General features: G+C 42.2%; 22 protein-coding genes and 1 tRNA gene. 13 read left to right on the plus strand and 10 right to left on the minus strand.

What is annotated here, in order from left to right; all coding sequences use genetic code 11:
* Positions 1-56: 56 nt before the first annotated feature.
* On the minus strand, positions 57-749 hold the full coding sequence (locus tag AC4MC0_RS12680) for an HAD family hydrolase (RefSeq protein WP_335996986.1): 693 nt from the start codon (positions 747-749) through the stop codon (positions 57-59).
* 164 nt (positions 750-913) lie between these two features.
* On the opposite strand from AC4MC0_RS12680, the gene AC4MC0_RS12685 reads away from it, so the two are divergent.
* On the plus strand, positions 914-1,624 hold the full coding sequence (locus AC4MC0_RS12685) for a phosphatase PAP2 family protein (protein WP_279698946.1): 711 nt from the start codon (positions 914-916) through the stop codon (positions 1,622-1,624).
* On the opposite strand, the gene AC4MC0_RS12690 is transcribed toward AC4MC0_RS12685, so the two are convergent.
* From AC4MC0_RS12690 to AC4MC0_RS12710, 5 genes are all read right to left on the minus strand, one after another.
* The gene (locus tag AC4MC0_RS12690) at positions 1,614-2,930 is read right to left on the minus strand and encodes an ATP-binding protein (protein WP_279676748.1); all 1,317 of its coding nucleotides are present in this window, start codon (positions 2,928-2,930) and stop codon (positions 1,614-1,616) included. The genes AC4MC0_RS12685 and AC4MC0_RS12690 overlap by 11 nt on opposite strands.
* Positions 2,931-2,932: 2 nt before the next feature.
* Positions 2,933-3,613: a response regulator transcription factor gene (locus AC4MC0_RS12695; RefSeq protein WP_004981249.1), complete on the minus strand. Its 681-nt coding sequence runs from the start codon at positions 3,611-3,613 to the stop codon at positions 2,933-2,935.
* A 3-nt stretch (positions 3,614-3,616) separates the two neighbouring features.
* On the minus strand, positions 3,617-5,275 hold the full coding sequence (locus AC4MC0_RS12700) for a phosphoethanolamine transferase (protein WP_335996985.1): 1,659 nt from the start codon (positions 5,273-5,275) through the stop codon (positions 3,617-3,619).
* A 422-nt stretch (positions 5,276-5,697) separates the two neighbouring features.
* Positions 5,698-6,822, minus strand: coding sequence for a porin (locus tag AC4MC0_RS12705; protein ID WP_335996984.1), 1,125 nt, complete (start codon positions 6,820-6,822; stop codon positions 5,698-5,700).
* 141 nt (positions 6,823-6,963) lie between these two features.
* Entirely contained in the window at positions 6,964-8,220 is a 1,257-nt protein-coding gene (locus AC4MC0_RS12710) for an MFS transporter (protein WP_278345202.1), read from the minus strand.
* 136 nt (positions 8,221-8,356) lie between these two features.
* On the opposite strand from AC4MC0_RS12710, the gene AC4MC0_RS12715 reads away from it, so the two are divergent.
* The 4 genes from AC4MC0_RS12715 (at position 8,357) to AC4MC0_RS12730 (ending at position 11,413) form a co-directional block, all read left to right on the plus strand.
* On the plus strand, positions 8,357-8,986 hold the full coding sequence (locus AC4MC0_RS12715; protein ID WP_333655573.1) for a 1-acyl-sn-glycerol-3-phosphate acyltransferase: 630 nt from the start codon (positions 8,357-8,359) through the stop codon (positions 8,984-8,986).
* A gap of 65 nt (positions 8,987-9,051) precedes the next feature.
* The gene (locus AC4MC0_RS12720) at positions 9,052-9,969 is read left to right on the plus strand and encodes a patatin-like phospholipase family protein (protein ID WP_335996983.1); all 918 of its coding nucleotides are present in this window, start codon (positions 9,052-9,054) and stop codon (positions 9,967-9,969) included.
* 97 nt (positions 9,970-10,066) lie between these two features.
* Entirely contained in the window at positions 10,067-10,540 is a 474-nt protein-coding gene (locus AC4MC0_RS12725) for an NfeD family protein (RefSeq protein ID WP_004981271.1), read from the plus strand.
* Between the two features lie 15 nt (positions 10,541-10,555).
* The gene (locus tag AC4MC0_RS12730; protein WP_004981272.1) at positions 10,556-11,413 is read left to right on the plus strand and encodes an SPFH domain-containing protein; all 858 of its coding nucleotides are present in this window, start codon (positions 10,556-10,558) and stop codon (positions 11,411-11,413) included.
* 142 nt (positions 11,414-11,555) lie between these two features.
* Here AC4MC0_RS12730 and AC4MC0_RS12735 read toward each other — a convergent pair whose 3' ends face one another.
* Both AC4MC0_RS12735 and prpF read right to left on the minus strand, forming a co-directional pair.
* The gene (locus AC4MC0_RS12735; protein ID WP_278345206.1) at positions 11,556-12,467 is read right to left on the minus strand and encodes a polyprenyl synthetase family protein; all 912 of its coding nucleotides are present in this window, start codon (positions 12,465-12,467) and stop codon (positions 11,556-11,558) included.
* Between the two features lie 316 nt (positions 12,468-12,783).
* Positions 12,784-13,974, minus strand: coding sequence for a 2-methylaconitate cis-trans isomerase PrpF (gene prpF / locus AC4MC0_RS12740; protein WP_201704052.1), 1,191 nt, complete (start codon positions 13,972-13,974; stop codon positions 12,784-12,786).
* Between the two features lie 342 nt (positions 13,975-14,316).
* On the opposite strand from prpF, the gene AC4MC0_RS12745 reads away from it, so the two are divergent.
* The 5 genes from AC4MC0_RS12745 (at position 14,317) to AC4MC0_RS12765 (ending at position 20,390) form a co-directional block, all read left to right on the plus strand.
* Positions 14,317-15,669, plus strand: coding sequence for an amino acid permease (locus tag AC4MC0_RS12745; RefSeq protein ID WP_004981282.1), 1,353 nt, complete (start codon positions 14,317-14,319; stop codon positions 15,667-15,669).
* 79 nt (positions 15,670-15,748) lie between these two features.
* Positions 15,749-15,824: transfer RNA gene (locus AC4MC0_RS12750), tRNA-Arg, on the plus strand.
* A gap of 681 nt (positions 15,825-16,505) precedes the next feature.
* Positions 16,506-17,567 (plus strand): 4-hydroxyphenylpyruvate dioxygenase, encoded by a 1,062-nt coding sequence (gene hppD / locus AC4MC0_RS12755; RefSeq protein ID WP_062034383.1) that lies wholly within the window; start codon positions 16,506-16,508, stop codon positions 17,565-17,567.
* Positions 17,568-17,733: 166 nt separating this feature from the next.
* On the plus strand, positions 17,734-19,134 hold the full coding sequence (locus tag AC4MC0_RS12760; RefSeq protein WP_004981288.1) for an amino acid permease: 1,401 nt from the start codon (positions 17,734-17,736) through the stop codon (positions 19,132-19,134).
* A 29-nt stretch (positions 19,135-19,163) separates the two neighbouring features.
* A complete protein-coding gene (locus AC4MC0_RS12765) occupies positions 19,164-20,390 on the plus strand; it encodes an amino acid aminotransferase (protein ID WP_278345209.1) in 1,227 nt (408 codons plus the stop codon).
* A 257-nt stretch (positions 20,391-20,647) separates the two neighbouring features.
* Here AC4MC0_RS12765 and AC4MC0_RS12770 read toward each other — a convergent pair whose 3' ends face one another.
* Positions 20,648-21,469 carry an IclR family transcriptional regulator gene (locus AC4MC0_RS12770; RefSeq protein WP_335996973.1) on the minus strand — a complete coding sequence of 274 codons (822 nt, stop codon included), beginning with the start codon at positions 21,467-21,469 and terminating at the stop codon, positions 20,648-20,650.
* Between the two features lie 185 nt (positions 21,470-21,654).
* Here AC4MC0_RS12770 and fahA point away from each other — a divergent pair, with 185 nt between their 5' ends.
* Genes fahA through AC4MC0_RS12785 form a run of 3 tightly spaced genes read left to right on the plus strand, consistent with a single transcriptional unit; the run spans position 21,655 to position 24,195 of the window.
* On the plus strand, positions 21,655-22,938 hold the full coding sequence (fahA, locus tag AC4MC0_RS12775; RefSeq protein ID WP_335996971.1) for a fumarylacetoacetase: 1,284 nt from the start codon (positions 21,655-21,657) through the stop codon (positions 22,936-22,938).
* 21 nt (positions 22,939-22,959) lie between these two features.
* Entirely contained in the window at positions 22,960-23,598 is a 639-nt protein-coding gene (gene maiA, locus AC4MC0_RS12780; RefSeq protein WP_005005957.1) for a maleylacetoacetate isomerase, read from the plus strand.
* Between the two features lie 21 nt (positions 23,599-23,619).
* Positions 23,620-24,195: a VOC family protein gene (locus AC4MC0_RS12785; RefSeq protein ID WP_335996969.1), complete on the plus strand. Its 576-nt coding sequence runs from the start codon at positions 23,620-23,622 to the stop codon at positions 24,193-24,195.
* A 277-nt stretch (positions 24,196-24,472) separates the two neighbouring features.
* On the opposite strand, the gene AC4MC0_RS12790 is transcribed toward AC4MC0_RS12785, so the two are convergent.
* Positions 24,473-25,537: an ArsO family NAD(P)H-dependent flavin-containing monooxygenase gene (locus AC4MC0_RS12790; RefSeq protein WP_126035681.1), complete on the minus strand. Its 1,065-nt coding sequence runs from the start codon at positions 25,535-25,537 to the stop codon at positions 24,473-24,475.
* Positions 25,538-25,670: the final 133 nt, after the last annotated feature.

A 25,670-nucleotide genomic window follows, 5' to 3' on the forward strand; every position in this document is an offset into this window, starting at 1 on the left:
TAATGCGGCTCACATGGGCCGCTTTTTTTATTCGTATTGAACATGATAAGAGGCTTTTAGCGCTCTAAATAATCAAAAATCTCGGACAATGCCGTGATACTCGGTGCAGACATCTGTACTGAAGGAACATGAAAGCCTGATAACCACAGTGCTTGCATTCCTGCCTGCTGTGCACCTTGTACATCATTGATAGGATGATCACCGATAAATAAACACTGCTCCACATCAACAGCCAGTTGCTGTGCGGTGTCAATAAAAATATCAACTTCGGGTTTGGCTTGGCCAAACAATCCAGAGCTATTGATCACATCAAAATAATGCTGAAAACCCAAGCCATTTAATATAGACAGCCGTGTGGTATGACCACCATTTGAAATAATGGCGAGTTTATATCCTGCTTGCTTTAGACGGGTCAGTGTTTGCTCAGCCTCAGGCATCGCCACAGCACTGCGACCAAACTGTTCAAACCAAAAATTGCTTAATTCTTCTAAATGCGGAGCCACCTGCCAGTTTAACTCCTGTAGCAACGCATAAGCCACTGAAGCACCGATGCTGGGATGAGTTAAATACTCTTTTAAGGGATAACCACCATTATCAATCCGATTCACAATCGACTCAATCTGCTCCACATCAACGCAGTTAAGTTGGCTTTGATAAGTATCGGCAAGATCTTGACTAAAAGCCGCAACACTTCGTCCACGATGCGTCAAGGTATTATCCAAATCAAATAGAACAGCACGTATCGACATGTTTAAACCTCATGTATTTGAGAGCAAATGTAACACTGAACCGACACTTTGTATTCGCCATAAAACGATAACCAAAGCACAGATCATGCTAAAGCCGATGAAACAGCGTTTATGTTAAGCCTCGCTTAAGCTGACGCTGTTTGAATAGCGCTTATTTTCAGAACATGGCCTCACTTGTGTCGGATCAGCAACGTTTTTTCATCCTTCAGTTTTTTATTTTGACGCTAGGTTTTGCCGTATTGTGGCTGCTCTTCCCTGTGGCGGGCACCATCGACTTACAACTGATTCACCCTTTTATGGATCAAACAGGTCATTTTCCACTAAAGCGCGACTGGGCCTTAGCAGAACTGAATCACCGTTATGTCAAAGACATCATCATCGCAGTGTATGTGATTTATTTGCTGAAATGGCTCGCTTCATATAAATGGGCTGCGTTAAAACCCCAGCGTTGGCAAAATGGCTATTTCATTGGTTTAGTACTCATCAGTACCAGTCTCATTGGGATTTTAAAATCACAATCCGCACATGCCTGTCCATGGGACATGACTCTAGCCACGACACATGATTTCTTTTGGGACTTATCCGCCAGCGCAGGACATTGTTTTCCTGGAGGACATGCTGCGACAGGTTTTGCGCTCTTTGTGGGATATTTCGTATACCGTCTAAATGAACCCAAACGGGCGTGGTTTTATTTGCTTGCTGCCCTAGTTCTAGGCTTTGTAATGGGTTGGGCGCAAATGATGCGGGGTACACATTTCCTCAGTCACAATTTATGGACGGCATGGGTGATTTGGCTGGTCAATGTACTGGCATATGCGCTGTGTTATAAGCAATTTACACTGTCCAGCCCAAATCAAGCCGAAACTACAGCTTAAAGATCACTTGAACTTGTAAGCCGCCCAATCCTGTACTTTGTCCAAAGTGCAGTTTGGCGCCAATTTTTTCCGCGGCTTTATCGACAATGGATAAGCCCAGTCCACTGCCGACTTCCAGATGATGATGTACGCGATAGAAACGTTTTAAAATATGATCATAAAGTTCTGGTGCAATGCCCGGCCCACTGTCTTCAATTTGAACAATCGCTTGTTGATCTTGCTGATAAATAGAGACATTAATCACGCCCTGTTCAGGGGTATATTTAATCGCATTATCCAAGAGATTATAAACAATCGAATGTAAGGCTGAACTTTGAGTTTCTATCCAAAGTGCTTCATGCTGTTCTAAGCCCAAATCAATGTTTTTCGCTAGCGCCAGCTCCATCAGTTGCTCCATACATTCAACCGCTACATCACTTAGCCCTAGTCTTTGTGTAGGTTCTAAACTCGGTACAGAAGCATCCTGTTTTGCCAAATTGAGCAGTTGTGACACCAAATGTTGAGTCCGAATTAAGCCTAAACTTAGGTTTTTTAAGGCTTGGTGTTCAGGAAATTCATGCAGCAAAATTTTCATTTGCAAATTCAGTGCTGTAATGGGGGTTCTGAGCTCATGCGCGGCATCGGCAATGAATTGCTTTTGTTCTTGTTGCGACAGCGAAATTCGTTCAAATAAACGATTCATTTCATTAATGGTCGGAAGAATTTCCAGTGGATAACCATCGGGCCGAATCTCACTTAGTTCATAGGGTTCACGCTGTGCAAGTTCCGCTTTAAACTCATCTAAGGGTTTTAGACTACGCCCAATAATCCAACTCAGTCCCCATAAAGCCAAAGGCATAAACAGTAAATATGGAATCAACATATTGGCCGCCAGCTCTAAAGCCAGTTTTTGTCTTACACTGCGCTGCTGGCTGACTTGAATCTGGTACTTCTCTGTTGGCAGCACATAGGTATTCCATAAGCCTTGTGCTGTGTGATGGGTATAAAATCCAGCTTTTTTAACAGGTTGTATTAATAAATCAAACTCATGTTGCCGTTGTTCAGGCAGTCCATACGACCAGACATCTACAAATAAATCTTCTTCGTGATAGTGTCTGTCCGCTTCAAACTCGCTCTTAATTGGAGCGGGATCATGCGCTGCAACACGCTCAGCCAAATTACGCATTTGTGCATCGAGTATCTCATTGGTCTCTTCAAGTGCAATGCGATATGCTGCAATCACCAACAAACAGCCCATCACAATACTAAATAAAGAGGTATAGGTAATCAGTTGACGCTTTAAGGAAACAGGAGTCGACTTCGCCATCGTTATGCTTCAACCTGCCCCAAACGATAGCCTAAACCTCGAATGGTACGGATAAAGTCTTTGCCAAGTTTGGCACGCAAATGGTGAATATAAACTTCAATGGTATTGCTGTTAATTTCCGAGTCAAGGTCATAGAGCTTTTCTTCCAAATTGGTTTTGGAAAAAATTTTATTGGGATGACTGACCAGAGGAATTAAAATAGCCCATTCTCGGTTCGATAAATCAATGGTCTGCCCTTTGTACTTGGCTAAGTGCAAATCTTCATCTAACTCTAGACCTGCATAACTCAAAGTCTGGCTTTGCTTTTGCTGTTTTAACGCGCCACTACGACGTAATAGTGCATGAATACGTGCCAGTAACTCATCAAACTCATAAGGCTTAATTAAGTAATCATCCGCGCCTTGGTTTAAACCATCGACTCGGTTTTGTAACTGATCTCTCGCTGAAATAATCAGCACAGGCAAAGTCGGATAAAGCGAGCGTATATTTTTTAGAACCTGCATCCCATCCATCATCGGTAGTCCCAAATCCAACAACACCACATCAAATGGATATTGTTGCAATTGCTTTAAACCATCAAAACCATTGTTGACCCACACCACATCAAACTGCTGATAACGCAGCAGCGTTTGTGTGGACTCAGCAATCATAAAATCATCTTCAATAATCAATATTTTTGACATGGTCTAAGCGCTCGCTTTGGTCGCAGTGCAGTGTTCTAACATATTATTTTTTGAATCAATCACCATACTTTTTACCCCAAGTAAACTCAATAAGCTTGGGAACAAATGATCTTGGCTTAATTCTTGGCTTTTTTGTTGTCCTAAGCAAGCGATTTGTTGCGGATTCTGCTTTTGCCATGTTTCTGAAAACCACATCAGCATCGGTACGTGGGTCTGTTGGCTTGGTGCAATGGCATAAGGTGAACCATGTAAATACAGCCCGTGCTCACCAGTCGACTCACCATGGTCAGATAAATACCAAAAACCTGTTTCAAAATTTGAGCTTTGCTTCAATACACCAATCAGTTGACTCAACACATGGTCGGTATAAACAATGGAATTGTCATAACTATTTTTCAGCTGTTCAGGTGTACAGGCTTGAATGGCATTGGTTTCGCACATCGGTTGGAAAGGCTGAAACTTAGGCGTTGAACGCTTATAGTAAGCTGGTCCATGACTGCCCATTTGGTGTAACACAATTAAACGTGGCGTTTTATCATCAGCCGCAATACCAGCCATATAGGCTTTTAAGCTATCCACCAAAATTTCATCGGTACATTCGCCATCGGCTGAACACCATTTTTTCTGTATCGGTTCTGGAATTTTATACTGCTCAACCCGATCACAAACGCCTTTACAGCCAGAGTTATTGTCAATCCATGTCACTTTGTAACCAGCACGCTGTGCAAGATCTAATAAACCTTCACGGTGGTGCGCTAACTGTGCATCATAGTTTTCACGTGGCATGCCTGAAAACATACAAGGCACAGAAACCGCAGTGGCTGTCCCGCAAGAACTGACTTGATTAAAGTTGATGACATTGAGTTTTTCCAGCTCAGGATTGGTCTTTTTCGCATAGCCATTTAAAGAAAAACTTTCTGCACGTGCCGTTTCACCGACCACCAAAACCATCAATTTCGGCAAGTTTTGCTGTCCGACTTGCTTCACCAAATGAGCATCTTCACCATAAGTCACCAACGGTAAATGCTGCTGTGGTCGATTCTTTTTATAATACGACAGGGTTGAACTGATCGCATTTTGCGGTGAAATCATCCCTTTGAGATCACGATGCTCACGGAAAATCGCGGCATAATCAACAAAGAAAATAAACAACATGCCTGCAATCAGTAAAATAGAAACTGCACTACCGAACAGCTTGTGCAATAACACGGTTTTAAAAGGATCACGGCGGATTTTGACCTTAAATAAAACCACTAAAGGTAGTACCACCATCGCCCCAATCCACAGCACAAGACGCCATGACAACAAGTCGCGCACTTCATTTCCATCGGTTTGCATCATGTTTTGGATCTGATCTGGTGTGATCGAAACGCCTAAACTGTTGACAAAATAGGCACTCATTCCACCAATGATGATCAATAACGCAGCCAACCCTTTAGCCATCGGTCGCCACTGTAACAGTTGAAAAACCAAATGATAAAAAGCCAACACCACCAAAACAGTAGCGCCGATAAAGGCATACGCTTTAAAACCATGATACGGTGTAAGCAACTGAACTTGCTTATAGAACATCACGTTTAAAACCACGGCTAACCACAGCGCCAAATAGATGTTAAAGCGCGAAAGTGAAACTTCTTTAAAAATAGACTGCAAATTGAACATTTTAAATCATGTCTTGCTGAGCGGATGCCCCAATGTAGTTTTCTAAACTTAAAACTCGCTTAAATAAAAAAAGCGCTGTGGCCGAATATATAAAGTCATACCGATCAGTTAAGCAATCAGATGCCCTTTTTGAGCCGCCCAATATTATTTGATATACGTAAGCGTCATCCGCAACCTGCATGTCCATTTAAAAGGAATGTTTTTGCAAAATGATCATTTAAATGCAGAAAAGCAAAAGATTTTGCGGATGACAAATGTTTTTGGTTCTATTGGCTACGTAAAAGAACGGACGAGCTCCAAATATTGAATTTTAAAATACGAAGATTCCATCGTAAACGACAAAAAATTAAGGAGCTTTTATAAAACTCCTTAACTGATTCACATTAATCTTTAGAGACTTTGCCCTTTCTATCACTTAAACCTTAAAATTTGTACTCGATGCCCGTACCTACTACAGGTTGTTTGGTTTCAAATGATGCTTGTTCAAGCGTCAAAATCCCTGCGTAACCATAAGCTTTAACTTGCTTGGTAAAGGCATAATCAACACCTGCAATAAACTGCTGTGCATCAAAGTCTTCTTTAGATGTTTTAAAACTGGTTGAGTTTTGACTGTACTGCGCTTTCACTGTCCAAGCTTTGGCAGTCGGTAAGTTATATTCAGCCCCAACCAACCAGCCTTGTGCGTTGTCTATGGCAGCCGCGGCAGCATCATTGCCTTGTACATCCGCCACTTCAGAAGTTTGATATAAGGCTTTCAATGCCAAACCATTATTGAGATTTACTCGACCAATAGCACGCAAGGTATCTGCTGCGGCAAAAGCACTGCCTGCTACCCCGCCAGTCACTTCAGGCGCTGACGCATTTAAAGTGCCACGCCCTGCAAAGGTTGACGGAATGGCCTTATCATAACCAACCCCTGCAACAAACTTTTTACTGTCATAGACTACTGATGCTGACCAAGCATCGCCCAGACCACGCCCTGCAACTTTTGCCCCGCCTTTAGATTTTTCAATACCACCAGCTTCACCTGTTGCTAACAGTGCCGCAGCTTTCAGTTTACCTGCGCCCACTCCCCAAGCAGGTGTTTCATAGACCAGCACATTATCAACTCGGTTTTCACCCGTGAAAATCCCCGCCACATCGGCTTTGTTGGCCACATAGTTATTAAAGGTATCTACCACTGAAGACAGTTGTTTAACGGGGGTATCAATTTTACCGACTTTCAATGTTCCCAATTTCTGGTCTTGTAAGCCTACGAGTAAATTACGCGGAACGAAAGTATCGGTGCTACCGCCATTGTCTACATAAAAGGTAAATTCAGCTTGGTATAGTGCATTTAAGCGATCTGTCAGCTTCTCTTCGCCTTTTAACCCCAAAAAGGAGTTGTTAGAATTCAACTCGACCACATCGCGGTCTTTATTTGGCGAAGCATTGTCTTCAGGTAAATAATCGGCCGTGACATCAATTTCACCATAAAAACTAGGTGCTGCGAATGTTACCCCTGCCACTAAACTTAAAGCGATTGCGGCTGCAATTTGTGTTTTCATTATCAAAATATCCTACGGTAAATTTGTTACAAATATTACCGTTCAGACATATATGACAGAACAATTAAAAAATTATTTAGTTATATTTTTTAATTGTTTACGTCACTATTTAGCACTTTTTATGATTTATTTATGAATGAATTATGAAAGGTTTGAATGCATCGCAATGCCACGCCATTTGAAGATAAACCACAGGCTCAACATCGCAATGACTACAATCATACACAGATAATTAAAATAGCCGAGCCAATCTCCCAATAGACCGCTCACACTATACAAACCGCCACTGACCGTGGCCATCAGCGCCACTTGAAAAGTAAAGTCCGTGCCTGCCAGATGTTTGCGACTGTATTGCATTACTAGGGTGAGCATAACCACCAACAGCATCGATGAAGTCATATCTTCAAAGGCATTGATCAGATAAATCAGCCACGGCTGAATACTGTGCTGGTTTTCATATTGAAAGGCTAACCATGTATAAGCCCCCAGACTGAATATTTTTAGCACCGAATACAGTACTAAAGCCGTGGCACGGCGAATCAACTTCAAACTATAGCCCGCAAGTCCTGCGCCTATTAAGGCGGCACATGCACCCAACATGGTGACATAAAGCCCTATCTGAGAAAAACTCAGACCCAAATCGACCATTAAAGGCTTCAAAAGTGGCCCTGCTAAACCATCAGCAATTTTAAAGCTCAATAGCACTGCTAACCATGCTGCAAGCAAAGGACTCTGGACAAAATAAGCCAAATAGTTTTTGATCTGCTGGAGATTAAAAGGTGTGGTCTGAGCTTCTGAAACAGCTCGATGCTTTGGCTCTGGATAAATTAAAATCGGCAGCGTGTTTATAAAGACCATTGCCGCCAGCATCAAAAAAGTGCTCTGCCAGCTCAGCCAATCTAATGCCCACAAGATTGCACCACCACCAACAATAAAACCCAGACGCGATCCAATCACCTGAAAGGTATTGCCCCAGTGCTGTTGTTCCCCTTTTAGAATATTGACCGCCAATCCATCGGTTGCAATATCTTGTGTTGCCCCGAGCAAATTCATACTCAGGAGGCCCACAAAGAAAGCCCATAAATAAATAGGTTGATTTAATCCATCAATCGGGAGGAAAGATAGTCCGATCAGCACCAGCACCGTAAGAAACTGCAATGGAATAATCCAACTACGATAGTGGCCCAAACGGGTGATCCCAAAACGATCTAACACAGGTGCCCAAAACACTTTGATCGACCACGGCAACATCAGCAGTCCGAAGCCCCCAATCTGTGCCAATGACACACCCTGTGCTCTTAAAATGACAGGCAAGGCATGGGTCATAAACCCAACGGGTAAGCCTTGCGCCCAATACAATGAAAACAGCAAAATATATACATTGCGAGTCTGTAGCATGCTGTTCCTATATACATGGATTGGTCAAAATGTTCATCTGAGATCGCTATCCCTTCACTTTTTTTGCCAATGAATTCAAGCCGATCAGTGCTTATGATGAGATCATATACATCTTGGTCGATTGAGTATAATAACAATGAACCAATATTTTCCAGAGCTACCAGATCAAGTTCCAAGTCGTAACTCATCTGCATTCACTCGCGCTATTTTTAAGCAGCTTTATTTGGCGCAAGGTTGGCGCTTTGTTGGCAAATTTCCCAATCTACCTAAAGCGGTAGCAATTATTTCACCGCATACCTCAAATATCGATGCATGGCATGGCTTTACGGCTCTATTGGGCTTAGGCCTGCAAATCACCATTTTTGGCAAGAACAGTTTGTTTCATACCCCACTGAAACCGTTACTTGAGTGGATTGGCGTCATTCCAGTCAATCGTACCCATGCTCAAGGGTTAACCCAAAATATTATCGATATTATTCACAGCAAAGAAAAAATTTGGGTCGGGATGGCACCTGAGGGCACACGTAAGCAAGCCGAATCCATCCGTAGTGGCTTTTATCGCATTGCGTATGGTGCACAGATTCCGATTGTGATGTTTTCTTTTGACTATGCGCAAAAAACTATCCACTGCTTGGGTGTGTTTCATCCTACTGGGGATTTTGAGCAAGACCTAGAACATATTTTAGATCTGTATATCGGCAAATTTTCAGCGAAAAACCCAAAATGGTTGGCCAAGCCTTTACAAAAACGCTTAAAAAATAGCTAGTAAATCAAGATCGAATCTGCTGAGATGTGCACCATTATTTGTTTTGCGTTTTAGTACTTTTGACCATGAATTTTGCTCGTTTATCTCTGATTGGTGCTCTCACACTGACTATGGCAGGATGTGATCTTGCATCAAAGAAAACACCAACAACAACTCCCATTCAAGCTCGTGAACCTGTGATTGCGATTGCACTCGGCGGTGGCGGTGCCAAAGGTTTTGCACACATTGGGGTGCTTAAAGTTTTAGAGTCACATGGTATTAAACCTAAAATTGTCACGGGAACCAGTGCGGGAAGTTTTGTGGGCAGTATCTATGCCAGTGGTAAAACGCCTTTCCAGCTTCAGCAAATTGCCTTGACCTTAAAAGAATCGGACATTCGAGACTTAACCCTCAACTCCCAAGGGTTTGTTCAAGGTCAAAAGCTACAAGACTATGTCAACAAACACGTCGGCAACAAACCAATTCAACAGTTCCCTATCCGCTTTGCTGCGGTGGCGACCCGTCTTGACACTGGACGTAAGGCCGACTTTATCAAAGGCAATGCGGGCCAAGCAGTACGTGCTTCATGCAGTATTCCGAACGTTTTTGTCCCTGCGGTGATTGGTCGAACCAAGTATGTCGATGGCGGTCTGGTCAGCCCAATTCCAGTCAAAACAGCCAAGGACATGGGCGCGGATATTGTGATCGCGATTGATATTTCAGCTCGTCCTGTCGGCAACAAACCCCTCAATATGTGGGGCTTGCTCGACCAGACCATTAATATTATGGGGCAGCAAAGCATCAATGAAGAATTGAGCCAAGCGACTGTGGTGATTCAACCCAAAGTCGGACACTTGGGCACTTTGGACTTAAAATCCAGCAATCAATCTATTTTAGAAGGTGAAAAAGCCGCGCAGCTCAAAATTAAATCGATCGAAAAAGCCATTGTCGATTTTAAAAAGACCCCTGCTGCCTTTAAACCAGTCCCTAAAGCCAAATTCTAAAAAATTTGATTTTTAATATTCAAAGACTTATTCATCTGCTAAATTGATATAGATGCTTCTGCATCTATATCCCTATAACGAATATATGAGTAGATGTATGGAATTTGCTTTTGAACCTTGGCACTGGTTTGTATTGGGCGTTCTGTTAATGTTATCAGAGCTGATTCTGCCTGCTTTTGCCGCATTGTGGTTCGGTATTGCGGCCATTATGGTCGGTATTCTGTACTGGATGTTCCCCATGATGGGTGTTACCACGCAGTTTGTGACGTGGATTATTTTGTCGATTTTATGCACTTTACTTTGGTTTAAATTTATTAAACCGCTTTCGACTGACAAAACCAAGGCAGGACTATCTCGCGAAGCAACCATCGGTCAAATTGGCATGGTGATTCAAGCGAGTCCTGAAAATGAACACATTCGCGTTCGCTTCCCCATTCCAGTACTCGGTTCAGATGAATGGAACTGTCGCACTTTAGATAAAGTCCACGTCGGCGACCGAGTGCGTGTCGTTGAAATACTGGGCAATGATTTAATGGTCAAAGCACATCTCTCAACCAACGAAAATAGATAAAAGTGAGTTAAGCATATGTCTGGTGGATTTATTGTCGTTTTAGCAATTTTGGCTTTTGCCGCTGTCACCATTTTTAAAGGTGTCCGTATTGTTCCACAAGGTTATAAATGGATCGTGCAACGTCTGGGTAAATACCATACCACGTTGAATCCAGGTCTCAACTTTGTGATTCCTTATGTCGATGAAGTGGCTTATAAAGTGACGACCAAAGACATTGTATTAGACATTCCCTCTCAAGAAGTGATTACCCGCGATAATGCCGTTTTGCTCATGAATGCAGTGGCCTATATCAACATCACCACGCCTGTAAATGCCGTCTATGGGATTGAAAACTATACATGGGCCATTCAAAACTTAGTGCAAACGTCACTACGTTCAATCGTTGGTGAAATGGATCTTGATGATGCGCTATCGTCTCGTGATCACATTAAAGCCAAACTTAAAGCAGCCATTTCGGATGATATTTCAGACTGGGGCATTACCCTCAAAACCGTTGAAATTCAAGATATTCAACCCTCTTCAACCATGCAAGCAGCAATGGAAGCGCAAGCGGCAGCTGAACGTCAACGTCGTGCGACCGTGACCAAAGCCGATGGTGAAAAACAAGCAGCGATTTTAGAGGCAGACGGCCGTTTAGAAGCGTCTCGTCGTGATGCAGAAGCACAAGTGGTCTTAGCGGAGTCTTCTCAGCGTGCCATTGAAATGGTCACTTCGGCTGTGGGCGACAAGGAAATTCCTGTGGCTTACTTGTTGGGCGAACAATATGTCAAAGCGATGCAAGACATGTCTAAATCGAACAATGCTAAAACAGTGGTGTTGCCAGCCGATATTTTAAGTACCATCCGTGGTGTTATGGGACGTAAAGACATCTAACTGATGTGTGGTTTGATTGAATGAAGACAGCTTTCGAGCTGTCTTTTTTATTGTGGTTGAGGAAAAACTCAAGCCTCTAAGGAACAAGCATTAAAAAAGAGGACACGCTATGTCCTCTTTTTTTTAATCTAAACACTGAAACTTAGCTTTGGCGAGCCAATAAAAACTGTGAAATCTGATACAGTTCTGCTGCCGCATCAGTTTGGAAATAAGCCAAAGCAGCAAAGGCTTGATCATGCAAAGTTTTGGCATACTCTTGTGCAGCGCCTAGCCCCATCAAGGCTGGATAAGTCGATTTTTCGACTTGCTCATCCTTCCCTGCGGTTTTACCCAGTACATCTGTATTTGAAATGATATCTAAAATATCGTCTTGCACCTGAAAAGCCAAACCAATTGCCTGTGCATATTCGCGTAACTTTGGAATCGCTTGATCGCAACCGTCAAATACAGTCACCGCGGCCATCATCACCGCAGCAGAAATCAATGCACCCGTTTTATTTCGGTGGATATTTTCAAGTGCAGCCTGATCGACGCGTTTACCTTCGGCTTGTAGGTCGAGGACTTGTCCACACACCATTTTAGAGCTCGCTGTCGCTAAAATTTGCATCTGCTTCAGTACAATACCCTGATCAACCACTGGGCCAGCATCAAACAGTCGACTACCTAAAATTTCAAACGCCATGGACTGCAAGATATCTCCCGCAAGCAAAGCAGTATCTTCACCATAAGCCACGTGACAGGTCGGCTGACCACGACGCAAAAGATCATTGTCCATACACGGCAAATCATCATGTGCCAAGGAGTAACAATGAATCAGTTCCACAGCCACAGCGGCACGGCGCACGGCAGCGGCATTATTGTTTGGATTTAAATGTGCCGTGGCATAGCACAGCGCAGGACGCACACGTTTGCCACCTAACATGACCGCATGATGCACGGCACTCTGTAACGGTTCCGGAATTGAAAAAGCATCAAGTGCCGTCAATAAATCATCGTGAATACGTTGTTGAGCCTGTTGGAGTGCATTTGCTGATACGTCGGTTAGTGCTGACACATTCGCCTCGAATAACAATAGGATAAATTAATCTGGTGCTCAGTTTGACTGAGTCGATCATTTGAAGTGATCTGTTGGCATGATACTGCTTTCTGCCCGCTTTCTCTATGCCGAAAGTACAAACAAGGCGCAGTATTCTATTAATTTTTGCAGACGAGGTGATAAGAATGACTTTTCTACTATTTCAAGCAGCCATTACACAAGCAATCAAGCCCTAAAATTCACCTCTCATGCTCTTAGTTATTTTTAGCCTTCTTATCACAGACCTAGAGTTGACATAAAAAAGCCTCTACAGAAAGAGGCTTTTTACATAGCGTTAATCCAAGCTTTCCGCTGGAATACGCACCCAACCCTCCATCAACACGCGAGCACTACGGCTCATGACAGCTTTTTTCACTGCCCACTGACCCTTTTCTTGTATCGCTTGCGCTCCCACACGTAAGGTCCCTGAAGGATGACCAAAACGAACGGCTTCACGTGCTCCACCACCCGCGGCCAAATTGACCAAGGTTCCTGGTATCGCTGCTGCGGTACCAATGGCAACAGCTGCTGTCCCCATCATCGCATGGTGTAATTTACCCATAGAAAGGGCACGAACCAATAAATCGGTGTCTTGCTCTGTAATGGTTTTACCACTCGACGAGACATATTGTTTTGGCTTAGAAACAAAAGCAATTTTAGGCGTGTGTTGACGACTGGCAGCTTCAGAAATATCTTGAATCAGCCCCATCTGTTTTGCACCATAGGCACGAATGGTTTCAAAACGTGCTAAAGCTTTGGCATCGCCATTAATTGCGTCTTGTAATTCACTCCCCGTGTAGCCAATGTCTTCTGCATTTAAGAAAATGGTCGGAATACCTGCATTGATAAACGTTGCTTGAAAGCGACCAATCTCTGGAACCTCTAAAGTGTCAACCAAATTCCCTGTTGGGAACATGGCACCACCATCTTCACCATCATCGGCTGGATCTAAAAATTCAATTTGCACTTCTGCAGCTGGGAACGTCACGCCATCAAGTTCAAAATCACCTGTTTCTTGAACTTGGCCCTGCGTAATAGGTACGTGTGCAATAATGGTTTTTTGAATATTCACCTGCCAAATGCGGACTGTGCAGATGCCATTTTCTGGAATACGTGCAGCATCGACCAAACCATTTGAAATCGCAAATGAACCTACTGCCGCAGTTAAGTTGCCACAGTTTCCGCTCCAGTCGACAAAAGGCTGATCAATCGACACTTGTCCAAACAAATAATCGACATCATGTTCGGGCTGTTGGCTCTTCGCTAAAATCACCGTTTTACTGGTACTCGATGTTGCACCACCCATGCCATCAATCTGCTTTGCATAAGGATCAGGGCTACCAATTACACGGAGCAATAACTGATCTCGAACGCGTCCAGCCTGTTGCGCAGCTTCTGGGAGGTCATCTAATTTAAAGAATACGCCCTTACTGGTCCCTCCACGCATATACGTTGCTGGAATTTTGATTTGCGGTGCAAAACTCATTTTTATTGAATCCTTCATATTTATCATTGTGTTAAGTCAAGCATGCTGATTTAACTTTGGTTCATCATACCTTTTTTCAATATCCATGCGTAACGTACAGGACTTTAGTCTAAGTAAGTATAAAAAAAAACCATTTGTGAACGTCCGGTTTCCAAATAAAATTCCCGATTTTATAATTTAAATAAAATTAATATATTGATTCGTATGTTTTTTATTTACAACTTATTACATATTATTTTTCATATGAATAATAACTTTTTTTCATGAATTTTGAGCTACTATGCGATTTCTTCGCGATCTATTACAATCGGAAACACTTATCCATTGTCGGGCTGAAATAACTTGAATAAAGAGTCGTCTCAACTTCAGCGTGGCTTAAAGAACCGTCATATTCAATTGATTGCCATGGGCGGCGCAATTGGTACTGGCTTATTTTTAGGTTCCGCACATGTGATTGAATCTGCTGGCCCATCCATTATTTTGGGCTATGCAATTGGCGGTTTAATTGCGTTTCTAATCATGCGTCAACTCGGGGAAATGATCGTTGAAGAACCTGTAGCCGGTTCTTTTAGTCATTTTGCAAACAAATACTGGGGCAAATTTGCAGGCTTTCTTGCAGGCTGGAACTACTGGATTCTATATGTTCTAGTAGCCATGACCGAGCTGACCGCTGTTGCGAAGTATATCAACTACTGGTGGCCTCATATTCCTGCATGGGCATCGGTTCTCACCTTCTTTGTGATCATTACCTTAGTCAATTTAGGTAATGTGAAATTTTACGGTGAATCAGAGTTCTGGTTAGCTATCATCAAAGTCACAGCCGTCGTCGCCATGATTGTATTTGGTCTTTATCTTTTGGCTACGGCAGGCGCAGATTCCACGGCTTCATTCAGCAACCTTTGGTCTCATGGCGGCTTCTTCCCGCATGGCGTTGAAGGTCTATTCTATATGCTTGCCTTCCTCATGTTTGCCTTTGGCGGTATTGAATTGATTGGTATGGCTGCAGCAGAAGCTGATAATCCACAAAAATCAATTCCTAAAGCAATCAACCAAGTGGTATTCCGTATCCTCATTTTCTATGTGGGTTCATTAACCATTTTGTTATCGCTTGTACCTTGGAATGAATTACAACTTGGCGGCTTAGATAAGAGCCCATTTGTAATGATCTTCAGTCAATTAGGTATTGGTTGGGCTGCACATTTACTGAATTTTATTATCTTGACTGCAGCACTTTCTGTATATAACAGCGGTATGTATGCTAACAGCCGCATGCTGTTTGGTTTAGCACAGCAAGGTAATGCACCTAAAATATTCAGTAAAACCAATAAGCAAGGTGTGCCAATTCCAGCAGTCTTGTTCTCTGCTTTACTGATTTTCGGTTGTGTACTGTTGAACTATTTTGCGCCAGAAGATGCACTCAGCAACTTAATTTACATCGTTGTTGGCGCTTTGGTATTGAACTGGGCCATGATCAGCTTAACTCATCTTCAATTTATGAAGGCCATGAAAAGCGAAGCGAAAAAACCCTTATTTCCTGCACTTTGGTCGCCTTTCAGTAACTACCTTGTTCTTGGATTTATCGCTGTAGTGCTTTACATCATGTGGACACAAGGTTTAAGCGGCGCTGTGATTATGATCCCCGTCTGGATCGTATTAATGTTCGTTCTATACAAAATTCTGTTTAGAAAAGCATAAAATTTTCATTTTTAAATAGTTATTGTTTCGGCAATAACTATTTTTTTTGATTAAAATCAGCTACATTAACCGCACTTTTGCGCTCTTAGCTTAACTGGATAGAGCAGTTGCCTCCTAAGCGACCGACGTGGGTTCGAGTCCCGCAGAGCGTACCATTTTATGGTTGTTTTCAACCTCTCTAAGCCTAATCATAAACACTAAAAATTCGATTTATCACACTGTGATACTAATAATCCCCTTCAATATTGGACGCTGATTCAACAGCCGCTCAAACTGATGCAAAAAATTCAGCGTGAAGAAACTCGCTCGTGGCGCCACCTACATCTGGATTTTCAAGTCAGGTTTTAGTAAGTCAAACTGTTCTTGATATTTTACAATTAATTTTCGTGCTCAAATCAATTGCTTGGCTGTTTCATTTTCAAATAGCTGTTCTCAATAGATGCACTGAATGAGCCAAATTTCATACCCAATTTTTCCTTTCTATTTTAGTCCTATAACACAGATTTCATCCTGAAATCTTGGTATAACAAAGCCCCCATATTTTAAAAAATATTTTATGAATAATATTAATTTAATTTATAGGTTAATCATTTACCAATTTTATTTATTGCGTAATTAAATTACGTATTGAATAATAATTTAGATCAAGTATGATGAATTAAAACTTCTACACTTGCTCACTCAACATTGAGAATGCTGCTGAACAAGTGCCCCATGTCAGACAAACGGATTTGTCTCTCTCGCTCTAGAATTGTAGCGACCAGTCCGTTAGCTCTGAAAGGAATCGTTAAAAAGATAAGCAATAGGATTGCTTAAAAAAGAAATGAGGACGTTGTATGAATGAATTAGCCAACCCATTAGAATTGTGTGGATTCGAATTTATTGAGTTTGTTTCTAAAGATGGTCAGCTAGATGCGGTGTTTGAAACCATTGGGTTCAGCAAAGTGGCAAAGCATAAGTCTAAAAATGCGTATTTATGGCGTCAGGGCAAAATTAATATCATTCTTAATTATCAGCCTGAATCGTATGCAGCTTATTTCTATAAAGAACACGGCCCTTCTGCCTGTGCAATGGGTTTCCGTACCAAGAATGCGGCAAAGGCATTTAAAAAGGCAATAGAAATTGGTGCAGAACCAATTTACAACCAAGTTGGCCCGATGGAGCTGAATATCCCAGCAATTAAAGGGATTGGCGGCTCTCCTATTTTCCTCGTCGATTGTGACATTTACCAAAATGACTTCATTTTCTTTGATGATGTACCCTCTCATCCTGTCGGCACAGGTTTATATGAAATCGACCATTTGACCCACAATGTGTATAAAGGCCGTATGCAGTATTGGTCTGATTTCTATGAAAAGATTTTTAACTTCCAAGAAATTCGCTACTTCGATATTAAAGGTGAATATACTGGCCTGACGTCCAAGGCACTCACGGCGCCAGATGGCAAAATCCGTATTCCGCTCAATGAAGATTCGGATAAAGGAAATGGTCAGATTGCCGAATTCCTCAATGAGTTTAACGGTGAAGGCATTCAGCATATTGCCTTCATTTGTGATGACCTGATTAGCACTTGGGACAAGTTAAAAGCTTTAGGTGCCAAGTTCATGACACCTCCGCCCAATACCTATTATGAAATGCTAGATGAGCGTTTGCCTAACCACGGTGAACCTGCTGATGAACTACAAAAACGGGGCATTTTGCTGGATGGCAATACTAAAGACGGTAATAAACGCCTCTTATTGCAAATTTTCTCCCAAAATATGCTAGGCCCTGTCTTCTTTGAATTTATTCAACGTAAAGATGACGATGGTTTTGGTGAAGGCAACTTTAAAGCGCTATTTGAGTCGATTGAACGCGATCAAATTAAACGTGGCGTTTTAGATGTATCTAAAGCTTAAACGACTTCTAAAATTTCCCTGTACATATAGTTTTATGTACAGGGAAATTTAACTTTTGCGCAAAAATTATACTCGTAAAATTAAAGTCTGCTCCGATGACAATATAAAAATAAGTACACACATCATCATGGATCAGGGCTTTATCTCACATGGATGAAGAATAAAAATGCAGCACATTGAACAAGGAAACCTGAAAAAAGGTTTAAGTAATCGTCATATTCAGCTCATCGCCCTCGGTGGTTCTATCGGCACAGGGCTCTTCCTCGGCATTTCACAAACCATCAAACTCGCAGGACCTTCTGTTATTTTAGGCTATGCCATCGCAGGTCTTATTGCCTTTCTCATGATGCGCCAGCTCGGTGAAATGATTGTGCATGAACCCGTGAGTGGTTCTTTTAGTCATTTTGCTTATAAATACTGGGGCAAATTTGCGGGATTTATGTCTGGCTGGAATTATTGGGTACTGAATATTTTAGTGTGTATGGCTGAACTCAGTGCTGTCGGCCTCTATATCCATTACTGGTGGCCTGATATTCCAACGTGGGTTTCTGCTTTGGGTTTCTTTATTTTTATTAATGTCATTAATTTACTGCACGTGAAATTATTTGGTGAAATGGAATTTTGGTTAGCTATCATTAAGGTTGTGGCAATTATTGCCATGATTGCTTTTGGTAGTTACTTGCTGGCTAGCGGTAGTGGTCATAGCCAGTCTAGCTTACAAAATTTATGGCAGCTCGGTGGCTTCTTCCCCAATGGTATTACAGGTTTAGTGATGGCTATGGCCATGATTATGTTTGCTTTCGGTGGAATTGAGCTGGTAGGTATTGCAGCAGCAGAGACAGATAACCCTCAGAAAACCCTCCCAAAAGCCGTCAATCAAATTGTTTACCGCGTCTTGTTATTTTATATCTTAAGCCTAGTCGTAATTTTGTCGCTTTATCCATGGAATATGATGGCTGAAGGCGGTAGTCCTTTTGTATTAATTTTCGACTCTTTAGGCAGCCAAACCGTGGCCGCTGTTTTGAATTTTGTGGTTTTGACCGCGGCTGTTTCTGTCTATAACAGCACCAATTACTGTACCAGCCGAATGCTGCTTGGTCTGGCACAACAAGGCAATGCTCCAAAATTTTTAAGCAAAATTAATCCGCGTGGTATTCCTGTAAATGCCATTATGGTTTCAGCTTTCTTTACTTTAATATGTGTTCTGATTAACTATTTATTTCCTGAAAAAGCATTTAACTTACTCATGATGCTGGTCGTAGCGGCTATTGTGATTAACTGGGTCGTGATTTCTTATACACATTTAAAGTTTAAAAAAGCCATGAATCGCATGCAGGTAAAAACTCACTTTCCAAGTGTGGCCTATCCATTTACCAATTATTTATGTATTGCCTTCATGGCGAGTATTCTGCTCATTATGAGTCGTAGCCCAGATATGCAAATTGCAGTTCTCATGATTCCAGTCTGGATTGCAATTTTACTGACGGCTTATCTCTTTAAACGGAAGCAAGAAGATCATGTTGCGTTGCTTGAAAAAAGTAAAATCACTTCCTTACCAGAAGCGTAATATCGTATTTATCATATTAGGATGTATTCATGTTTCAACATATTGATGCCTATGCAGGTGACCCGATTCTTTCTCTGATGGAGGAATTCAGCAAAGATACGCGCCAGAATAAGGTCAATCTCAGTATCGGACTTTATTATAATGAAGATAATATCGTGCCACAGCTACAGTCGGTTCAAAAAGCCTATACTCATTTAATTCCTGACTATGACAAAGTCCGAGTCTATTTGCCTATGGATGGACTCAAGAGCTTTAATCAGGCTGCACAAGAACTCATTTTCGGTCAGGCTAGCCCTGCTCGTCAGCAAGGGCGTGTCGTCACCATTCAGACTTTGGGTGGTTCTGGTGCACTCAAAGTAGGTGCAGACTTCTTAAACAAATACTTTCCGCAGTCCGAGATCTGGGTCAGTCAACCGACTTGGGAAAACCATATTGCGATCTTTAATGGTGCTGGTGTTCAAACCCATTTCTATCCGTATTATGATGCGGACACCCATGCCGTAAATCTAACTGCGATGCTAGATACCTTAAAACAGCTGCCTACTCAAAGTATCGTACTACTGCATCCTTGCTGTCATAACCCGACAGGTGCAGATTTAGCACCTCATGAATGGGATCAAGTGATTGAGGTTCTAAAAGCAAATGACTTGATTCCTTTCTTGGACATGGCCTATCAAGGCTTTGGTCAAGGCTTGGAGCAAGATGCTTATGCGATACATGCGCTAGATCGGTCTGGTATGAACTTTATTGTCAGCCATTCTTTTTCCAAGATCTTTTCCTTATATGGTGAGCGCGTTGGTAGCTTGAACTTTGTCTGCGATGACGCAAACATTGCCCAAAATGTATTGGGCCAGCTTAAAGCGACAGTCCGTCGCATTTATTCTAGCCCAGCAGCTAACGGTGCGTTATTGGTGAGTCAGGTATTAAATGACACAGCATTGTCTCAGCTATGGCAGTCTGAATTAGAAGAAATGCGTCAGCGCATTTTACTGATGCGTCGCTTACTTGAAGACAAACTCAGTCAAGCGCTACCAGATATGGACTTTAGCTATCTGACCCAGCAACAAGGCATGTTTAGTTATACGGGCTTAAGTGCAGAACAGGTCGATTTGCTGAAACACGATTATGGTATTTATTTAGTCCGCAGCGGCCGTATGTGTACTGCTGGCCTAAATTTAAACAATATTGATTATGTGGCTGAGTCGATGGCGACTGTGCTTAAAGCGGCAAGCTCCGCTGAGTCTGTGCTTGCTTAAAAATATATCATGTTCACTTAGGCTTCTCACTCTAGGGTTAGAAGCCTTTTTTATCGTTATTTTTCAGAACTTGAATCAAGGCAACCTAAGTCTACGGGTTTAAGCGTCACTGTCTATTTCCTAATTTCCCCTTTTCCTTTAGACAGCGTGGCAGAAAATGAAATATTTATACTGTCTAGCACGACCGCATCCCATAAAAAAATCCACCAAAGGGCGGATTTAAAACTTAATTCATCTTTTCAATGCAATCGACGCTTTTATATGGCAGCAGCTGGACAAAATAAAGCATCGATCTGTCGCTGTACGCCAAGTACATAATCAATTGCTTGCTGCATTTGCCCTTCGGGTAACTGATCTTCTGTGCCAATACAAGTAATGACATGATCCAGTTGCTGCGTGAAATTAAAGACTGGAATACTAATCGCATTGATCCCAGCCATCATATCTCCTGTGACTGAAGCATAACCTTGACTCAGGATTTTCGCTTTCAGCTCTAAAAAATCTTCCCAATTTGCAGGATACTGCTCTGACTTAACGCTACTTTCCCATTCTTTTTCCAATAATGGCTTGATGATGTGCTCAGACTGATAGCTGGCATGCAAGCGCCCTGTCGCAGATTTCAGCAGCGGCATGCGTGAACCGACTCGGGTAATAATATTAAAGACATGGTTAGATTCTAGAGACTGAACCACGACCGCGCCATCGGCAAACCATTTACTGACATGAATACTGCAATTCAGATGTTGCTGAATGTCCTGAATATAACGCTGGCTTAATTCCAGCATATCTGTTCGTTTGAGTGCATTCACCCCAAAAGCATGTGCACGCTCACCTAAACTATAACGCCCATCCGTTAATTGCTGAGCATAGCCTTTACGAATCAAGCTCACCACATAACGGTGTACTTTGGCCGGATGCATGGATAAAACTTCGGACAGCTCTTTTAACATCATCGGTGCATTATGTGCAGTTAATGCATCTAATACGGTTAATCCAACTTCCAGAGACTGAACCCCTCCCTGTATTTTTTCTTCCTCAACACTCATCGCTTTACCCTGCATAGCTGCATTAGTTGTCATAACTCCATTGGTGAATTGTACTACTTAAATCAAAAATGTGAGCCATCTAAACCTGACTCTCTCATTCAGAGTAGTATAGCTCAATAATTTACACTATTCATAAATAAATTATTTATTGCGTAATTTTAAAATATAAGTATGATTCTATCTAGAACTTAAATTTTCCACGGAAAGGATCAATATCCATGAGCAAACGCTTGAAGTCATTTGTTGAAATTGCTGCACATTCAGATTTCCCGCTAGAAAACCTGCCTTATGGCATTTTTAGTAAAAAACACAATTCGCAGCCTCGTGCTGGCGTAGCACTGGGAGAATGGGTAATTGATCTGGCGGTACTGGAAGCGCATGGTTATTGCAAAGTGGCAGATGGTAAACTGCTCTTTAATCAGCCGACACTGAATTTGTTTATTGAATCAGGTCAAGCCAATTGGTCTAAGGTCCGCGCTGAATTACAAGTTTTGTTGTCCGCAGATAATCCTGAACTTCGTGATAATCAGACCCTGCGTGATCAGGTTTTCTTCAAACAATCAGACGTTAAAATGCATATGCCTGTAAACATCTCAGGCTATACCGATTTCTATTCGTCTAAAGAACATGCCACCAATGTCGGTTGCATGTTCCGTGACCCGAAAAATGCGCTGCTGCCCAACTGGTCAGAACTCCCTGTTGGTTATAACGGTCGTGCCAGCTCGGTCATTGTGAGTGGTACAGACATTGTCCGTCCATCAGGACAAATCAAGCTGCCAGATTCAGAACGTCCCGTATTTTCTGCTTGCCGTAAACTCGACTTTGAACTTGAAACTGGTTTTATCGTAGGCAAGGCAAGTCAGCTGGGTCAACCTGTTCCAATTGAAAACGCTTGGGATCATATTTTCGGTATGGTGCTGTTTAATGACTGGTCTGCTCGTGACTTGCAGCAATGGGAATATGTGCCACTTGGTCCGTTTAATGCCAAAACTTTTGCGTCGTCTATTTCACCTTGGATTGTGACGCTGGAAGCACTTGAGCCATTTAAAACCAGTTCGCCTGAACAAGAGCCAAAACCTTTGGCTTATCTGTGTGAAGACAACAGCAGCAACAGCTATGACATTCATCTTTCGGTTGAAATTCAGCCTGAGAATGACGAAAAAAGTGATGTGATCTGCAAAACCAACTTTAAATATATGTACTGGTCCATGGCTCAGCAGCTGACACATCATACGATTGCGGGCTGTAACTTGCAGGTCGGTGATTTGATGGGTTCAGGGACCATTTCAGGGCCAACTCCAGATTCTTATGGTTCATTGCTCGAAATCACTTGGAATGCCACCAAACCTTTAACGCTATCAAATGGCGAACAGCGTAACTTCATTCAAGACGGCGATACCGTCATTATGAAAGGCTATTGCGAAAAAGATGATTTGCGTATTGGCTTTGGTGAAGTCAGCGGCAAAATTCTGCCAGCAGTGGATTTTGGTTTTACCCAATAATTGCAGACCAGGATGTTGCCCATGAAACTGTATACCTATTTTCGTAGTTCTGCGGCTTACCGAGTTCGTATTGGCCTGAATTTAAAAGGTCTGACTGCTGAACATGTACCTGTGCACTTAGTCAATAATGGTGGTGAACATCATAGTGAAAGCTACCGTCAAATCAATCCTAGTGAGCTGGTGCCCACATGGGCAGAGCAAGATTTTGTCTTGACCCAATCGCTAAGTATTCTTGAATATTTAGAAGAAAAATTCCCAGACATGGCCCTGCTCCCTCAAGACTTGCAGCAGCGTGCTTTGATCCGTGCATTTAGTTTGAGTATTGCCTGCGATATCCATCCACTCAACAACCTACGGGTACTTCAGTACCTGACGGGTACATTTGAAATAAGTGATGAGCAGAAAACAGCTTGGTATAAACACTGGGTTTTAATGGGCTTTAAAGCCCTTGAAGCACAACTGGAACAGTCAAATGGCAAATTCTGTTTTGGCAATCAGCCGACCCTAGCGGATTGCTGCCTGATTCCACAAGTCTATAACGCTCTACGTTTTAATCTTGATTTATCCGATTATCCAAAAATTTGTTCGATCTATACCCATTGCAACAGTTTAGAGGCCTTTCAACACGCTGCACCTGAAATGCAACCTGAAGCAGCTTAAGTTTTTTATAAGGATATAAAAATGACCATTCAAATTGAAAAAATTCACCACGTGGCCTACCGTTGTAAAGATGCCAAAGAAACGGTGGAATGGTACAAAAAAAATCTAAATATGGATTTCATTCTCGCCTTTGCTGAAGACCTTGTCCCTTCAACCAAAGCCTTTGATCCCTATATGCACCTCTTCCTAGATGCAGGAAACGGCAATGTGCTGGCTTTCTTTGAACTACCAACCCAGCCTGAAATGGGCCGTGATGAAAACACCCCAAAATGGGTGCAGCACATTGCACTCAAAGTCAAAGACCGTCAGGCACTGATTGATGCGAAAGAACACCTAGAAGCCAATGGTATAGAGGTCTTGGGCATTACCAATCATGGTATTTTCCACTCAATTTATTTCTTTGATCCAAATGGCCATCGTTTGGAACTGGCCTATGACGATGAAAAAGCGCCACAAAAGATTGCCATGATTACTGAACAAATGAAATATGACATGCTGGAAGAATGGAGCAAAACCAAACGCGCACCGCAGCATACGCATTTCCTACATGCAGATGAATTAAGCCAAAACTCTCGTACCGGCAAAGTAGACGCTTAAATCTGGCAATTTGATTTGTGCTGATGGTGAATGCCTTAGAGGCAACTTCAACGATGATAAAAAAACGCAAAGCAGCTTCGGCTGCTTTTCTGATTTCAATAGATAGGTTTTCTTATTTTAATTAGCTACTTAGAGTAGCTTGAATCTCCTATCAATCATCAATAATTGCTTTCCATTTGCTTCACGGCGAATTCTATTTCCGTCCTCCTCCGTATCGAATCAAATCGAATTGTTCATGCATGAAACCTGTCTATGCATCCCTTTAAACTTATACGTTTTAGCTAGTCAAGTAGGCAGCAATTTCATCAGCCGCAGCTCTTGCTGTTCTGGACACTCCAATTAAAGTCGCCGATGCCATGCCTGTCCACTCACCATAGCCAACCAACCATAAATTATTTACTTTCATTGAACGCCCATTATGGACAGCAACCGTTTGATCAGGTTCTACCACATCAAGACTTCTTAAATGATTCAGTGAAGCTTTGAACCCTGTACACCAAATCACAGCATCTACGGCTTGTGTTGTACCATCCGCCCAAACAACTGAATGTTCTTCAAATGCATTAAACGGTTCTCGGCTATGTAATACGCCACGTTCACGGGCCTCTTTGACAGTGTCTATCATGACAATATCACCCAGACCACCAACAGGCTGATTGATCACTTTACCTTCCTGTTGGGCTTTTAAACGCTCCGTTGCCCGAAGAAACAAGACCCGCCCATCAACATCATCCGATAAAAATTGAGGTGGTGTTACTGTGACCCAAGTGGTATCTGCAACTTTTGAGACTTCAGCAAGAATTTGTGCACCAGAGTTGCCACCTCCAACCACGATCACTTTTTTATTGATGAAAGGCTCTGGATTTACGTAATGAGCTGAATGTATTTGTATCCCTTCAAATCGCTCATGTCCTTCATAATGTGGAATATAAGGTTGACTCCATGTTCCTGTAGCACTGACCACCGCTTTAGCTCGCCAATATTGTTCGCCAGCATACACATCTAAATAGTCATCTTTTTGTTCAATATGATCGACATGGACTGGCCGAATGGTCGGAAATTGATAGCGTTGCTCGTATGCCAACAAATACTCGATCACTTCATTTCGCGTTGGGTAGGTGTGTTCAGTCGTTGGCATCATCCAACCCGACAACGAACTCCATGTATGCGGTGAAAAAAGATGTAGCGACTGCCAAGCATGCAGCCATGCACCGCCCGCCTGCGATTGATCATCTAAAATCACAAATGGAACTTTTTTACGTTTGAGAAAATAAGCTGTAGCAAGTGCCGACTGACCACCACCAATAATAACCACATCGACTTGTGCTTGTAGTTGTGCCAAAGCATCTCTCCTCTTGATTATAGTGAAGCCATATTCATAATTAAAAAAGCCCAGTCTATTCAACAAACTAAGTGACTTTTAAAAACTGATCAAATCTGTAATTGGACTTTTCAATTACACAAGCTACTTTTCA

This window comes from Acinetobacter sp. CAU_H_S139_7 (assembly GCF_058599305.1).

Excerpts from the sequence above, each read along its gene's own strand:
- AC4MC0_RS12770 (WP_335996973.1), bottom strand. The coding sequence starts at position 21,469 with ATGACAACTAATGCAGCTATGCAGGGTAAAGCGATGAGTGTTGAGGAA.
- AC4MC0_RS12730 (WP_004981272.1), top strand. The coding sequence starts at position 10,556 with ATGTCTGGTGGATTTATTGTCGTTTTAGCAATTTTGGCTTTTGCCGCT.
- AC4MC0_RS12700 (WP_335996985.1), bottom strand. The coding sequence starts at position 5,275 with ATGTTCAATTTGCAGTCTATTTTTAAAGAAGTTTCACTTTCGCGCTTT.
- AC4MC0_RS12785 (WP_335996969.1), top strand. The coding sequence starts at position 23,620 with ATGACCATTCAAATTGAAAAAATTCACCACGTGGCCTACCGTTGTAAA.
- AC4MC0_RS12705 (WP_335996984.1), bottom strand. The coding sequence starts at position 6,822 with ATGAAAACACAAATTGCAGCCGCAATCGCTTTAAGTTTAGTGGCAGGG.
- hppD (WP_062034383.1), top strand. The coding sequence starts at position 16,506 with ATGAATGAATTAGCCAACCCATTAGAATTGTGTGGATTCGAATTTATT.
- AC4MC0_RS12710 (WP_278345202.1), bottom strand. The coding sequence starts at position 8,220 with ATGCTACAGACTCGCAATGTATATATTTTGCTGTTTTCATTGTATTGG.
- AC4MC0_RS12680 (WP_335996986.1), bottom strand. The coding sequence starts at position 749 with ATGTCGATACGTGCTGTTCTATTTGATTTGGATAATACCTTGACGCAT.
- AC4MC0_RS12720 (WP_335996983.1), top strand. The coding sequence starts at position 9,052 with ATGAATTTTGCTCGTTTATCTCTGATTGGTGCTCTCACACTGACTATG.
- AC4MC0_RS12715 (WP_333655573.1), top strand. The coding sequence starts at position 8,357 with ATGAACCAATATTTTCCAGAGCTACCAGATCAAGTTCCAAGTCGTAAC.
- AC4MC0_RS12685 (WP_279698946.1), top strand. The coding sequence starts at position 914 with ATGGCCTCACTTGTGTCGGATCAGCAACGTTTTTTCATCCTTCAGTTT.
- AC4MC0_RS12725 (WP_004981271.1), top strand. The coding sequence starts at position 10,067 with ATGGAATTTGCTTTTGAACCTTGGCACTGGTTTGTATTGGGCGTTCTG.
- maiA (WP_005005957.1), top strand. The coding sequence starts at position 22,960 with ATGAAACTGTATACCTATTTTCGTAGTTCTGCGGCTTACCGAGTTCGT.
- AC4MC0_RS12695 (WP_004981249.1), bottom strand. The coding sequence starts at position 3,613 with ATGTCAAAAATATTGATTATTGAAGATGATTTTATGATTGCTGAGTCC.
- AC4MC0_RS12690 (WP_279676748.1), bottom strand. The coding sequence starts at position 2,930 with ATGGCGAAGTCGACTCCTGTTTCCTTAAAGCGTCAACTGATTACCTAT.
- AC4MC0_RS12765 (WP_278345209.1), top strand. The coding sequence starts at position 19,164 with ATGTTTCAACATATTGATGCCTATGCAGGTGACCCGATTCTTTCTCTG.
- fahA (WP_335996971.1), top strand. The coding sequence starts at position 21,655 with ATGAGCAAACGCTTGAAGTCATTTGTTGAAATTGCTGCACATTCAGAT.
- AC4MC0_RS12760 (WP_004981288.1), top strand. The coding sequence starts at position 17,734 with ATGCAGCACATTGAACAAGGAAACCTGAAAAAAGGTTTAAGTAATCGT.
- prpF (WP_201704052.1), bottom strand. The coding sequence starts at position 13,974 with ATGAGTTTTGCACCGCAAATCAAAATTCCAGCAACGTATATGCGTGGA.